The sequence below is a fragment of the Streptomyces sp. NPDC001056 genome (assembly GCF_053598955.1).
The window spans coordinates 15,763-29,381 of sequence record NZ_JBSFLI010000046.1; the positions used below are offsets into that span (position 1 = coordinate 15,763).

At 74.4% G+C, this 13,619-nt stretch carries 9 protein-coding genes; 2 read left to right on the forward strand and 7 right to left on the reverse strand.

Annotated elements, in window-relative coordinates; genetic code table 11:
* Window positions 1-24: 24 nt before the first annotated feature.
* From ACWDD7_RS34055 to ACWDD7_RS34065, 3 genes are read right to left on the reverse strand one after another with little or no spacing between them, the layout of a single operon-like run.
* Window positions 25-420 carry a DUF742 domain-containing protein gene (locus tag ACWDD7_RS34055; RefSeq protein WP_351869096.1) on the reverse strand — a complete coding sequence of 132 codons (396 nt, stop codon included), beginning with the start codon at window positions 418-420 and terminating at the stop codon, window positions 25-27.
* A 9-nt stretch (window positions 421-429) separates the two neighbouring features.
* Entirely contained in the window at window positions 430-864 is a 435-nt protein-coding gene (locus tag ACWDD7_RS34060; RefSeq protein WP_351869099.1) for a roadblock/LC7 domain-containing protein, read from the reverse strand.
* The gene (locus tag ACWDD7_RS34065) at window positions 861-3,725 is read right to left on the reverse strand and encodes a nitrate- and nitrite sensing domain-containing protein (protein WP_450460238.1); all 2,865 of its coding nucleotides are present in this window, start codon (window positions 3,723-3,725) and stop codon (window positions 861-863) included. The genes ACWDD7_RS34060 and ACWDD7_RS34065 overlap by 4 nt, the downstream gene beginning before the upstream one ends.
* A 290-nt stretch (window positions 3,726-4,015) precedes the next feature.
* Here ACWDD7_RS34065 and ACWDD7_RS34070 point away from each other — a divergent pair, with 290 nt between their 5' ends.
* On the forward strand, window positions 4,016-4,570 hold the full coding sequence (locus ACWDD7_RS34070) for a hypothetical protein (protein WP_450460251.1): 555 nt from the start codon (window positions 4,016-4,018) through the stop codon (window positions 4,568-4,570).
* A 207-nt stretch (window positions 4,571-4,777) separates the two neighbouring features.
* On the forward strand, window positions 4,778-5,557 hold the full coding sequence (locus ACWDD7_RS34075) for an IclR family transcriptional regulator (RefSeq protein ID WP_450460253.1): 780 nt from the start codon (window positions 4,778-4,780) through the stop codon (window positions 5,555-5,557).
* A 55-nt stretch (window positions 5,558-5,612) separates the two neighbouring features.
* On the opposite strand, the gene ACWDD7_RS34080 is transcribed toward ACWDD7_RS34075, so the two are convergent.
* The 4 genes from ACWDD7_RS34080 to ACWDD7_RS34095 form a co-directional block, all read right to left on the reverse strand.
* Window positions 5,613-10,256 (reverse strand): hypothetical protein, encoded by a 4,644-nt coding sequence (locus ACWDD7_RS34080; protein ID WP_450460239.1) that lies wholly within the window; start codon window positions 10,254-10,256, stop codon window positions 5,613-5,615.
* A gap of 54 nt (window positions 10,257-10,310) precedes the next feature.
* Entirely contained in the window at window positions 10,311-11,189 is an 879-nt protein-coding gene (locus ACWDD7_RS34085) for a hypothetical protein (protein WP_450460240.1), read from the reverse strand.
* 31 nt (window positions 11,190-11,220) lie between these two features.
* Window positions 11,221-12,732, reverse strand: a complete 1,512-nt coding sequence (locus tag ACWDD7_RS34090; protein ID WP_450460241.1) for a hypothetical protein — start codon at window positions 12,730-12,732, stop codon at window positions 11,221-11,223.
* Window positions 12,733-12,849: 117 nt separating this feature from the next.
* Complete coding sequence (locus ACWDD7_RS34095) at window positions 12,850-13,551, reverse strand: GntR family transcriptional regulator (protein ID WP_351869113.1); 702 nt, start codon at window positions 13,549-13,551, stop codon at window positions 12,850-12,852.
* Window positions 13,552-13,619: the final 68 nt, after the last annotated feature.

Sequence of the window (13,619 nt, forward strand, 5' to 3'; positions counted from 1 at the left end):
GTCAGTACTCCGCTTCCGCGCCGGTCACAGGGCCCGCAGGCCGTTGATCACGTCGCGCAGAATACTCTCGTCCGGCAGCTCGGCCGGGGGCACCGGCCGGGTGACGTGGACGAGTTCCGCGTGCACGAGGTCGCCGACGAGGACCCGGACGACGCCGATGGGCAGGTCGAGTTCCGCGGCCAGCTCCGCGACCGACTGCGGGGCGCCGCGGCACAGGCCCACGATGTCCACGTGCTCGGGCGAGAGCGTCGGATCCGTCTCCGGGTCCCCGGCGGCGGGCTCCGCGACGACCACCGCGATCAGATCGAGGCGGTGCTGGGCCGTACTGGTGGTACGGCCGCGCGTCATGGCGTACGGACGGACGACCGGTCCGGCGTCGTCGTCGAACCAGTGGTTGCTCACCTGACCGTCTTCGCTCATGTCATCCCACTACCCGCCCGTGGGCAGGCCCGTGCGTGGGGCGGTGCCCAGGTGCACACCGACCCGCTTGACCAGGAGCGTCATCTCGTAGGCGACCTGGCCGACGTCGGAGTCGGCGTCGGAGAGGACGGCGAGGCAGCTGCCGTCGCCCGCCGCGGTGACGAACAGGAAGGCCTCGTCCAGTTCGACCACCGTCTGGCGGACGCCGCCCGCGTCGAAGTGGCGGCCCACGCCCTTGGCGAGGCTGTGGAAGCCGGACGCCACGGCGGCCAGGTGCTCGCCGTCCTCCCTGGTGAGGTCCTTGGACACCCCGGTGGGCAGACCGTCCCCGGAGAGGATGACGGCCTTGCGGATGCTGGCGACACGGTCGACCAGGTCGTCCAGGAGCCAGTTCAGCTCCCCGTTGCCCGTCGCCGTGTGGTCGGTCGCCTTCGGTGCGGTCATCGACCGTCCCCCTTAGTGGTTCCTTGTGCTGTGCCCGTGCGGGCGGTCTCGCCCGTGGCGTTCTCCTCGCGGCCGCGCTGCCAGCCGCGCTGGAGCGAGGCCATCCGGCTGCGGACCTCGTCGGCGTCGCGGTCGGCGGGCGCGTCGCCGCGCCCGGTACGCCGTTCGGGGTCCTGCCTGAGCTGGGGGGCGAGACTGGCCTGCCGCACGCGTCGGGGCAGGGCGCCGTCGCCGGGTTCCGACGTGTCGCCGTCGGCCGTGCGGGCGGGTCGAGGGCCGGTGGCCGGGGGTGCCTCGCGAGGTCCGAGGCGGTCGACGGGGCCGAGCCGGTGGGCGGCGGGTTCCAGCCGGTCGGCGGAATCGAGCCGGTGGGCGGATCCGATCCCGTCGGCAGGCGCGGGAAGGTCGCCGGACTCGACGCGGCCGGCCGGTTCGGCCGGGCGCGGAACCACCTTGGCGCGGCGGGGCAGGGGGGCCGGGCCGCCGAGGTCGGCGCGGTCCGGCTCCCGGCCCGGACGGTGGGGCTCGCGGTCGGCGCCGTACGCGTCCCGGTCGCCGGGGTCCGCGTCCGTGTCGTCGCGGCGGCCGCGCTGGTCGCTGACCGGCCTGCCGTGCGAGCTGACCAGCTTGGGCGGCCGGCGGCCCGGCAGCGGCACGAGCCCGTGCTCGCCGCTGTCCTCCCCCGCCGGGCGGTCGCTCCCCCGCTCCCCGTCGGGGCCGTCGGCCCGGGTCAGGGCGCGGCGGTGGCGGAACAGCCCGCCGCGCTCGCTGTCCTCGTCCGGCAGGGCGCCGGGGAAGTCGTCCAGGGCGTCGAGATCGACGGGCGACTCCAGTTCCACCGGGCCGTCCAGGACGGTGGTGGGCAGGCCGGACAGCGGCAGCGGCGCTCGCGAACCGCCCACGGCGCGCCCGGAGTTCTTCCCCGTGCGCTCCCGGTCGAGGCGGAAACCGATGCCGTTGGTGTCCGGGACCTCGTCGCTGAGCAGCACGTCCGGGATGAAGACGATCGCGGTGGTGCCGCCGTAGGGCGAGGGCTGGAGGGAGACCCGGACGTTCTGCCGCTGGGCGAGACGGCTGACCACGAACAGGCCGAGCCGGTCGGTGTCGGAGAGTTCGAACTCGGGGGTCTCGGCCAGGCGCAGGTTGTTGTCCAGCAGCGCCTCGGGCGTCATGCCGAGTCCCCGGTCGTGGATCTCCAGGGTGAAGCCGTTGGCGACCCGCTCGCCGATGACCTGGACGGCGGTGTGCGGGGGCGAGAACACCGTTGCGTTCTCCAGGAGTTCGGCCACGAGGTGGGTGAGGTCGGCGACGGCCGGGCCGGTCACGGCGACCCTCGGCAGGCGCCGTACCTCGACGCGCTCGTAGTCCTCGACCTCGGCGACGGCTGCGCGGACCACGTCCATCAGCTGTACGGGGCGACGCCACTGCCGGGACGGAGCGGCGCCGGAGAGGATCACCAGGCCCTCGGCGTGCCGGCGCATACGGGTGGTGAGGTGGTCCAGGCGGAAGAGGTCGGCGAGTTCGTCGGTGTCCTCGGTGCGGCGTTCCATGGTGTCGAGGAGGGTGAGCTGCTTGTGCAGAAGTACCTGGCTGCGGCGGGCGAGGTTGACGAAGACCTCGGAGACGCCGGCGCGCAGTTCGGACTGCTTGACGGCGGCCTCGACGGCGGCGCGCTGCAGGGTGTTGAGGGCGTGGCCGACCTCGCCGATCTCGTTCTTGTCGTACTCCAGACGCGGCACCTCGGTCTCCACGTCGATCTGTTCGCCGGCCGAGAGGCGGCGCATCACGCCGGGCAGCCGGACGCCGGCCGCCTCGTGCGCCTCCCGCCGCAGTCGGCGCAGGTCGCGGATGAGGCCGCGGCCGATCCGGACGGACAGGACGAGGGAGGACAGGAGGGCGAGCAGCCCGAGCAGGCCCGCGACGGCGCCCTGGGCGATGACTCGCATGGCGACGGGGTGCATTCGGTCCTGGAAGCGGTCGCTCGCCTGGTCGTCCAGGGTGCCGAGGCCGGCCAGGGCGCTTCCCGCGGCGGAGTCCCAGCTCTTGGCGGTGACCTCGCCAGGGGTGCCGGAGCCGTTCTCGATGACGGACTGCTCGGCCGAACGCAGCGGGGCGGTACCGGCGTTGGTCCAGAACCGTTCGTAGCGCTCGCGCTCGGCCGCGGGCAGCAGCGGCAGGCTGATGTCGTACAGCAGGGTGCGCTGCGCCACGAGGTCGGAGATCTCGCGGGTCTCCTCGCGGGTGAGCCGGCCGACCACGAGGGCGGAGCCGAGCAGGGCGTCCTCCCGGGACAGCAGCTCACGGGCGCGGGTGAGGTTGACCAGCGCGTGCGACTGCTTGTCCATCTCGACGTCGTCGATGCCGTCGAGTCCGCCGAGCAGCGAATAGCACGGGTCGATCACGCGGTTGTAGAGGTCGAGGGCCTGGGCGCGGCTGATGGTGCCGCCCTCGGCGCTGTGGCGCAGCGAGTCCAGGCCGTTGAAGGCGTCCAGGACGGCGGTGAGGTGCTCGCTGCCCTGGGTGCCGAGGCCGTGGCGCAGATGGCGCTCCCGCGCGTTCTCGCGGATCTTCGCGATCGCGCGGTCCGTGGCGGTGCGGGTGCGCTGGAGCGCGGGCAGGGAGTCGGCGGCGCGCGGGTCCGCGAGGTAGACGAGGGTCTGGCGGCGCTCCTGTTCGAGGACGCGGACGGTGTCCTCGGTGGGATAGCCGATGTTCTGCATGACGTCGGAGACCCGGAAGAGCTGGGCCACGTCACGGCCCGTGACCACCGTGGCGAAACCCCAGATGGCGGTCAGGGACAGCAGCGGCACGAGAAGCAGCGCCACGATCTTCCGGCGGATCGACTTCCCGCGAAAGCGCATGGCCTCCCCCAGCTCGACCCCCGCGGGCCGGGGGTGCGCATGTGCGTCAACAAACGGCGCGAGCCTACTACCGCCATGCAGGTAACTCGAAGGCATGTCCGGAAGGTGTACTTCCGTCGCGGCGGCGGTACGGGGCGAGTTGTCCGGGCATTGCGGGAGATTGCCACCGTGATCCGGCGGGTACCCAGGACCCGGACACCTTGGCAGGGAAGGGCGGTTGGCCGGAATTTTTCCCAAGGCGGGAATCTTCGCGGGGCCTTGCTCGTCCTTATTGACGGGAGTGGGGGCGGATCGGGCCGCGGTGGCCCCGTCCCGCACACCGGCGGCGTACACCAGCGCAGGCCGGGCAGTTACTGGGGAGTCGGGACTTCGGGCGTGGGGCGAGGGTCCCCCGGCGGTGGGGAGTGAGTGACACGGTGAAGGGCACTGCGGAGCAGTACGGAGCACGGCGGGACCACCGGCCGTTGTGGGTCGAGGAGCCCGCGCGGCGGCATCCGCTGCCCGATCCCGTGCGGACGGCGGCGGTTCGGTCACTGATCATCATCTCGGTCACGCTGATACAGGCGATGGTGGCGTTCCTGTGCACCATGGCCGGTTCCTGGGCGGCCTTCCCCATGGTGATCAGCAGCGTGGCGAGCACCGTGGTGGCCACCTGGGCCGTGGTCGACGTCTGGGTCACCCGCCAGGTGTGGAACCAGCGGTACGGCGTGGTCTCCGAGCCGAGCAGCACGGCGCGCGCACTGCGCCGCGAGCGGCGGGCGCACCGGCGCGAGGAGCGGCGGGCGCTGCGCCGGCAGGAGCGGATACGGCGGCGGGGCGGCGCGGGGCAGCTGTCGCATCCCTGAACGGGGCCGCGAACGGGGACGACCGAGGCGGGACGGCCCGCGAGTCGAGCCGGCCCACCGAGCCGCTCTCCCGTCCCGCCCCTCCCGCCCCGGCCTCGTCGGCGCCCTTCCGGAACCGGGGCCTTCGGTACGATGAAATTTCGTATGGCGCACACGGACGCGCTGTGCGCAACGATTCCGGACCTGCCGACAGGTGGTGAGCGAGCCATGGCCCAGGCGCGCAAGCAGGGAGCGGCCGGTGCGGTGCAGTCGGTGGACCGCGCGGTGAGCGTGCTGGAGATCCTCGCCCGGGACGGCGAGGCGGGCGTCACCGAGATCGCCACGGAGCTGGACGTGCACAAGTCCACGGCGTTCCGGCTGCTCGGCGTCCTGGAGAACCGGGGCCTGGTGGCGCAGGCGAAGGACCGCGGCAAGTACCGCCTCGGGGCGGGCGTCCTGCGGCTGGCGGGGGCCGCGGCGGTGCGGCTGGACATCTCCCAGGAGGGCGTCCCGGTCTGCCGCGAGGTCGCCGACGAGCTGGGCGAGACCGTGAACATCGCGGTGCTGGACGAGGACGCGGCCGTCAACATCATGCAGGCCCGCGGCACGGCCTCGGTGGCCGCGCAGAACTGGCTGGGCCGTCGCACCCCGCTGCACGCCACCTCCAGCGGCAAGGTGCTGCTCGCACACCTGCCGCCCGCCCTGCGCGAGGGCCTGCTCGCCCGGCCGCTGCACCGGTTCACGGAGCGCACCGCCACCGGCGCCGCGATGCTGCGGACCGAGCTGGCGACCGTGGTCGAGCAGGGCTACGGCGTGACGGTCGAGGAGCTGGAACCCGGTCTCGCCGCGGTGGCCGCGCCGGTGCGGGCGCACGACGGCGAGGTGATCGCGGCGATCAGCGTCTCCGGCCCGGTCTACCGCCTGAACCCGGACCGTCTGCCGGAGGTCGCCCGGCGGACGGTCGCGGCGGGCAGGGAACTGTCCCGCCGCATGGGATACGGCTTCTGACCCTCCGCCGGACAACCGCGCGCCCCGTGGTCGAGCGCGCGGATCGCCGCGCCCCCTACGCGTTCACCGCCGGCTTCTTGAACATCCTCGTCGCCGTGATCTCACTGTGCACCGTCTCCCCCGCCTGCGGCTGCTGGGGCAGGCCGGGCCTGAGGTGTTCTTCCACGCTGATGTACTTCAGGCCGGCCCTGAGGTCCGCGTCGTTGCGCAGGCGGATGACCAGGGGGAACTCGGCCAGGGCGGTGGTGTCGAACAGACCCGTGGTGTACAGGAGCTGGACGCCGAGGGCGTCGGAGACGGCGCGCTGGAGTTCCAGCAGGTAGGTCGCGTTGGCGCGGCCGATCGGGTTGTCCAGGAACAGCGTGCCCGCGTGCCGGTGCTTGTCGCGGCCCCGGTCGTTCGAGCGCAGCGCGGCCATCGTGCAGTACAGGGCGATGGCGGCGGTGAGCAGCTGGCCGCCGGAGAAGACGTCGCCCATCTGCCCGACGGGGACCCGCTCGGCGCGCAGCACGGCGTCCGGTTTGAGGATCTCGACGGCCACGCCCTTGGGCTGGAGGGCCGCCCCGACGCCGCGCAGCAGCAGGGACATGCCGTCGCGGCGCAGGTCGGAGTTCTTCCTGACGGCGGCACGCGTGGCCTCGTCGATGACCTCGCCCAGTCGTTCGGTGAGCGTCGCCTGGTCGGGCTCCTCGAAGCGGATGCGCAGGAACTCCTGGCCCGACCACTCGCCGAGCCCCTCCGGGAGCCGGGACAGCCGCTGGGCGGAGCGCAGGGTGGCGAGCGCCGACTCCACGAGACCGCGCAGCCGGTCCACGATCGAGTCGCGGTTGCGCTCCAGCTGCGCCAACTCGTCGGTCAGGACCCGCAGTCGGGGGGCGAAGGCGTCGGCCCACTTCTGCGCGTGCTCGGGCAGCGCGGCGGCGGGCAGCTCGCGGATCTGCTGCCGGGCGGGGGTGCGGACCTGCTCGTAGCGCGTGGAGTTGGCGTGCCGGACCAGCACGTCGCTCGCCTCGCGCACGCCCGACTCGGCGGCGGACAGGTCGGCGGCGCAGCCGCGCAGCGAACGACGGGCCTCGGCCGCCGACTGCCGTGCCTCCTCCAGACTGCCCGGGTACGGCTCCGGCTCCTCCTGCTCCTCCTCGGGAGCGTGTTCGCGCAGCAGGTCGCGGAGCATCGCGGCGATCTCGTCGAAGCCGCCGGCCGCGTCCTCGGCGGCGCGGTGGGCGGCCAGCAGTTCGCCGTGGGCGTCCCTGGCCTGCGCCAACGCCTCGGTGCGGGCGGCGAGTTCGGTGGTCGCGGTGCGCAGCAGCGCCTGGGCGTGCCCGGCGTCGCGGGGCACCAGGTCCTCGGGCAGCTCGGTGTGCGCCTCGCCGTCCTCGGGGGCGTGCCGCTCCGCCTCGCCGCGCAGCCGGCCGAGCTGCTCGCTCGCCGTGGACATGCGGGTCTCCAGCAGCTGCACCAGTTCCTCGGCGCGGGCGGCCGCCGCCTGCCGGGAGGGTCCGTCCGAGCCGTCGGGCGACTCAAGGAGCGCTTCGGCACGGGTGCGCACCTTGTTGCTGAGCCGGTCCAGATCGGCGCGGGCGGCGCTCTCGTCGCTCTCCGCGCGGGCCTGCTCGGCGCGCAGGTCGGCGCCGACGCCGACCTTCTCGTACACCTGGGACGCCGCCCGGTAGGCCTCGCGCAGCGCGGGCAGGGAGGCCCTGGGGGCGTCCGTGTCCTCGACCGGTACGTCGTCGGGGGCACCGGCGATCTCGGAGCGCTCGGCGCGCAGGGCGCGCGCGGTGCGGCGGGCGTCGTCGGCGGCGCGCTGGGCGGCGCGGCGGTCCTCGTCGGCGGCGCGGGCGCGGTCCAGACAGGTCTGGGCACGGGCCTCGGACTCGGCCGCCTCGTCGGCGAGTTCACGCAGCCGGGCCTGCCAGCCCGCGCGTTCGCGCAGCCGGAAGGCGAGTCCGGCGAGGGCGTCGGCGGCGCGCCGGGCCTTCTGGGCGGCCTCCTGGCGTTCGTCGCGGAGCCGGGTGGCCTCGGCGGCGGTCTCCTCCGCCTCCGCGCGCAGGGTGCGGGCCTCGGCGAGTTCGGCCTCGGACTCCTCGGCGAAGGCGCGGGCCTCCTCGGCGGCGCGGGCCAGCTCGGCGAGGCGCCCGGCGGGGCAGCCGGTCCGCCAGGAGGCGAGCCGGGCGGCGAGTTCGCGGTCCTTGCCGAGCCGGGCGGCGAGCGCCCGGATCTCCTCGTCGCGCTCGGTGGCGCGGGCGCGCAGGGCCTGGCGTTCCTCGTCGGCGGCGTGCTCGTCGTGCATGGCCGGGTTCGGCGGCACCAGGAACACGCCGTCGGGGGTGGCGCCTTCGGCGGGGGTCGGGGCGAGCAAGGCGGCGGCGGTGCCGACGGCCACGGCGGAGCGGGGCAGCAGGGCGGCGTCGGCGAGCGCCTCACGGGCCCGGGCGTGGGTGTCGGGGTCGGTGATGATGACGCCGTCGACCAGTTCGGGCCGGGCGGCGAGCACCCGGGCGTGGTCGGCGGGGTCGACGGACTGGGCGAGATAGCGCCAGCCGGGCAGCGCGGGGATGCCGTGCTCGCCGAGGAACTCGACGGTGGCCAGGACGTCGGGTCCCGGCGGCAGCAGTCCGCCGTCGCCGAGGGCGCCGAGGATGCGGGCGTCGTCGGCGGCGGCCGTGCGCAGGTCGAACAGCTGGCGTTCGGCGGTGGCGACCGCGTCGTCGAGGAGTTCGCGCAGTTCGTCGGCGTAGCGGTCGAGTTCGGCGGCGGTGAGGGGGCCGCCGGGCATCTCGTCCCGGTCGGGACGCGGGGCGCCGCCGGACGCGTCGGTGCGCTGGGCGGGCAGTCCCGCGCGGGCTGCCGTACCGGGCAGGCCGAGGAGTTCGGCGAGGCGCTCCTCGGCGGCCAGCGCGTCCGCGAGGCGCCGTTCGGCCTCGTGGGCGCGCTCGGCCGCGGTCGCCGCGTCGGCGGCGCGGGCCGCGGTCAGTTCGGCGCGGGACTCCGCGGCGGCGGTCTCGCGGGCGTGCTCGGCGGCCGTGCGGGCGGCCTCGCGGGCGGTGTCCCAGGCGGCGACGGTGGTCTTCTCGGCGTCGCTCGCGGCGAGCGCGGCGCGGGCCGGGTCGGCGTCGGGGGCGCTGTCGTCGAGCCAGCCGGCGCGGACGGCCTCGGCGGTCTCCTGCTCGACCTCGGCGAGCCGCTGGCGCAGGTGTCCGGCCTCGCTGCGGGCGCGCTGGGCCTCGGTGGCGGCGGTGGTGGAGTCGCGGTAGGCCGAGTCGCCGGCCTCCTGGAGGGCGGCGGAACGCTCCTCCCCCTCGTTGGCCAGGTTCTCGGCGTTCTCGGCGGCCGCGTGCAGGGCCCGTACGAGGTCCACGGCGGCCTTGGCGCGGGCGGCGAGGGCGGGGGCCGCGTCCCGTTCGGCCTCCTGGATGGCGGCGGAGACGCGGGCGACGCGGTCGGCGGCGGCGCGGTGGCGCAGCACGGCCTCGGCGGCCTGCCAGGCGGAGTGCAGGGTGCGCGCGTCGGCCAGCTCGCGCTTCTGCGCGGCGGCGGCCTTCTCGGCGGCGGCGAGGGCCAACGAGGCGTGCCGGTAGGCGAGTTCGGCGGCGACCAGGGAGCTGCGCCCGCGGGCGCCCTCGGAGTGGGTGACGGCGTACGCGGCGGCGGTGACCCGCTGGGCGAGGTCGGCGGCCCGGATCCGCTCCTGGACGGCGCGCGCGGACAGCCGCCGGGCGAGGGTGCGGGTTCGGCGCTCGGCCCCGGCGTGGATGTCCCGGGCGCGGCCGCGGGCGTCGGCGGCCTCCACGATCCGGCCGAGCAGGTCGACCGAGCCGGCGGTGAAGTCGCGTTCGGCGATGAGTTCGGCGCGCCGGCCGAGCTTGTTGCCGAAGCCGCTGACGAGGTCGGCGAGGCCGTCGGTGTCCCGGGTGTCGGTGACCGCGCGCAGCAGCAGGTCGGTGAAGTCGGAGTCCTTCTTGACCGCGAAGAGTCCGGCCGCCTCGCCCTCGTCGGCGTTCATCTCGCGCTGGTAGCGGAAGAGTTCGGGGTCGAGGCCCAGGTCGCCGAGGTGCTCGGTCCAGCGCTCGTGGATCTCCTCCCAGTGCACCTCCAGGTGCGGGTAGGCCTTGCCGGCCTCGGTGAGGGCGTCGCGGAAGCCCTTCATGGTGCGGCGGCGGCCCTGCGCGCCCGAGGCGCCCTCGGCGGCGGGCCGCACGGCGGTGGACTCGGCCACCGGCAGGTTGTCCAGGCTGAGTCCGGGGCCGGGCCGGAAGGAGTACCAGGCCTCGGCGAACTTGCGCGGGTCGTTGGAGACCTGGCGGCCGCGCCACTCGCTGACCTTGCCGACGACCACGCACTCGCCGGTCTGCACGTGCTGCCACTCCAGGGCGACATGGCCGCAGTCGTCGGCGAGCAGGAACTTGCGCAGCACGCCGGAGCTGGCGCCGCCGAGGGTGTTGCGGTGGCCGGGGAGCATCACCGAGAAGATCAGCTTGAGCAGCACGGACTTGCCGCCGCCGTTCTCCAGGAACAGCACGCCCGCGGGCGCGGGGCGGCGCGGCGGCCCGGACGGCTCCTCCGCGAAGAACTCCGCCTGCGTGGGCGCCGGATCGGGCACGGGCTCGCCCACGCCCCGCAGGTCAAGCACGGTGTCGGCGTAGCGCGCACCGGCGGGCCCGATGGAGTAGAGGCGGACCCGGGACAGCTCGTACATGGCGGACTCTCGTAAGTCTGGTGAAGGTGCGGTCGTTCGAGGGCGCTGGGCGCGTCAGGAGTGGAACGGGAGGCCCGCGTCGGGCACCAGGTCCAGGTCGTCGGTGTCCTCCGCGGGCAGCAGGCTGGCGGTGCCGTCGGTCACCGGGACCACGCCCAGTTCGAGGAGTTCGGCCATGGCGGCGGTGCCGGCCATGTCGCGGACCTGGAGCTGGTAGCGGGCGGTGGTGCGGTAGGTGCCGCCGCCTTCGTCGCCGGTGCGCTGGAGGAAGCCGGAGTCGGTGAGGAAGGCGAGAGCCTTGGCGACGATGCCGGTGGTGGAGGAGGCGGGCCGGCGGGCGTCCTTGGTGGCCCCGGTGGCGCTGCGTCTGGCCCAGATCCGCCAGGCGGCCTCCAGTCCGGGCGCGTCGGTGGCCGGGTCGGTGTTCTCGCCCTGTGCCTCGGCGCGCTCCTCCAGGCGGCGGCAGGCCTGCCGGACGAACGCGTCGACGCCGTTGACGGTGACGCGGCCGATGTAGCCGTCGTCGGCCAGGTCCTCGGGGCGCGGGAAGGCGAGGGCGGCGACGGCGAGATGGGCGAGTCCGTGCAGGAAGCGGTCGCCGGAGTCGGCGGTGGTGCGACGCGCGTAGTCGCCCATGCGGACGGCGAACACCGAGTCCTCGGCGGCCGTCACGGCCATGCCCGCGCGCGGGGACACCTCCAGGACGACGAGTCCCAGACCGGTGGCGACGGCGTCGGCGAGCCGTGCGAACGCGGGGTCCTCGCGGTAGCGGCGCAGCAGTTCGGTGTAGTCCTGGTCGCGGGCGGGCTGCAGCTTGGGCTGCAGCCCGTAGGCGACGAGCCGCGCCGCGTCGGCGGCGTCGGCGGGGGTGACGGCGGCGGTGGCCGACGGGGCCGGGGCCTCGGTGTCACTCCACTCGACGTGCTCGCTCACGGGTTCGGCTCCTTGTCGCTTTCTGTCCTGCTCATGCTGCTCGGTCCGCCGCCATCCCTGCCGCGTCCAGCAGCGCCATGCCCACGATGAGGTCGGCGCCGCCGAACTCGGGGTCGTCCAGTTCCGTGCCGTCGTCCACGGCGAACAGCAGTTTCTCCTCGCCCTGCCGGTAGGCGGTGCCGACGGCGGGGCTGGCCGCGTGCACCGACAGCAGGGCGACCAGGTAGGCCAGGTCGGGGTCGCCGGTGCGCCGGGCCTCGGCGAGCAGCCCGGAGAGCCTGCGCGGGGCGTCGGCCGGCAGGTCCAGCAGCTCCATCGCGGCGGCCAGCTGCTCCTCGCTGAACCGGCTGTCGTCCGGCGTCGCGATCAGGTCGGGCTCGGGCATCTCCGCGCCCAGGTGCTCGCGCTCCACGGGCGGGGTCAGCAGGATGTCCACGAGGTCGGCGACCCGCACCGACACCGGGGTGCGCAGGCCCGTGCCGCGGGCGAAGAACGCGTCGGTGACCCGCGTCGCCTGCTCGACGGGGAGGGGCAGCACCGGGGCGACCAGATGGCCGTACAGGTCGATGCCGGACGTGCTCGCGGGCGCGGCGAAGGCCTGCCGGTCCTGTTCGGCGCGGAACAGCGGGCCCGCCTCCAGCAGCCGGGACTGGAGCTGGGTGTGCCGGCGGATGCAGTCCTTGACGATGTCGACCAGCTCGGCGGCGCGCCGCTTGTGCTCGGGCTCCTCGGTCTCGTCGCGGGCCTTGCGGATGTTGGTGAGGATCGCGTTCTCGTGGCGGTAGCGGTCCGCCACGTGGTCCAGGGCCTCGGCGATCATGTCGGGTACGGCGTTGAGCCAGTCGACCGCGCGCACGTTGCGCCGGGTGGCCTCCAGGGCGCGGCGCAGGGTCTCGGAGTACTGCACCGTGCGGTAGCGGGCCTGCTCGGCGGCGAGCTGGGCGTCGGCGAGCCGGCCGCGGTTGATCAGCACCTCCAGCTTGACCTCGGCGGCGATCTGGGCGCTGGTGACGTCGGTGTCGAGGGCGCCGACCAGGACGTTGACCGCCTCGTCGGTGGTCCGCAGGTACACCGTGCCGCCGGGGCCCGGGACCTCCTCGATCAGCTTGAAGTCGTAGTCGCGGCGGACATAGGTGCCGTCCGCCGCGAAGGTGCCGTAGACGGCGCGGAAGCCGCGGTCCACGCTGCCGACGTTGATCAGGTTCTCCAGGACCCAGCGGGCCACGCGCTCGTGCTCGGCGGCGGGGCGGTGCGGGGCCTGGGCGGCGATGCGCGGGACCAGCCGGGCGACGATCTGCTCGTGGTCGGCGCCGGTGTCGAAGTCCATGTTCAGCGTGACCAGGTCGATGGCGGCGAGGGCCACCTCGGCCATTCCGTACACCGAGTACTCACCGGCGAGGCTGCCCTTGCGCGCGTCCAGGTCGTGCAGCGGCGCCGTGCACGCGAGCGCGCGCAGCCGACGGGCCAGGCCCTCGTCGGCGGCAGGTCCCTGCGCGGGGCGGTGCGCTGCGCTGAGCTGCGGCGGAGCGGTCTCGGAAGTCACGGAGCACAGACTAGGTCCTGGGTCTGACATCTACCCAAACGGGAAGCTCCGGGAGCACGGATCGTCGCTGTTCGGCCGCCGGCCGGTCACGGTCGCTCGCGCGGTTCCCCGCGCCCCTCACGATGCGCTTTCCTCGCCCACCCTGCGGCGGTAGACCTCCACCACCCGCTCCAGCGAGTCGGCCAGGTACGTCTCCAGCAACCCCTCCGCCCCGTCCCGCTCCCCCGCCTCCAGTGCGCGCAGGATCCGGCGGTTGCGGGCGAGGTACGGCTCGTGCAGCCGGCGTGGGTCGTCCACCAGATGGAAGGCCAGGCGGAGTTCGGCGAAGACGCTGCGCATCAGCTCGTCCGTGCGTTCGCTGCGGGCGAGGGCGACCAGTTCCCGGTGGAAGTGGATGTTGGCCGTACCCACCGCTTTCCAGTCATCCTCGGCGGCCGCCGCCTCGCCCCCGGCGACCGCTTCGGCCATCCCCCGCAGGGGGTACGGCGGCTCGCCGAGGCCGCGCACGACGGCGCATTCGACGAGGGCGCGGGTGCGGTAGATGTCCTCGACGTCCTCGACGCTGAGGACCCGGACGAACACGCCCCGGTTGAGCTCGTGGACCAGCAGTCGCTCGTGCGTGAGCAGCCGGAACGCCTCGCGCAGGGTGTTGCGGGAGACGCCGAGCGCCCCGCCGATGCTGTCCTCGGACAGCCGGGTGCCGGGCGGGAAGTACCCGTCCGCGACACGGCTCCTGAGGATGTCCGAGACCCTCTCCGCCGTGCTGGTACGGCCCAGGAGGGCGCGGTCGTCGGCCAGTCCCGCCAGCTGCTCTGCCATGCCGGAATTCAATCGCAGTCAACGGAACGAAACAACACGGGTATTGAAGGATCGTTGAACGATCCTCT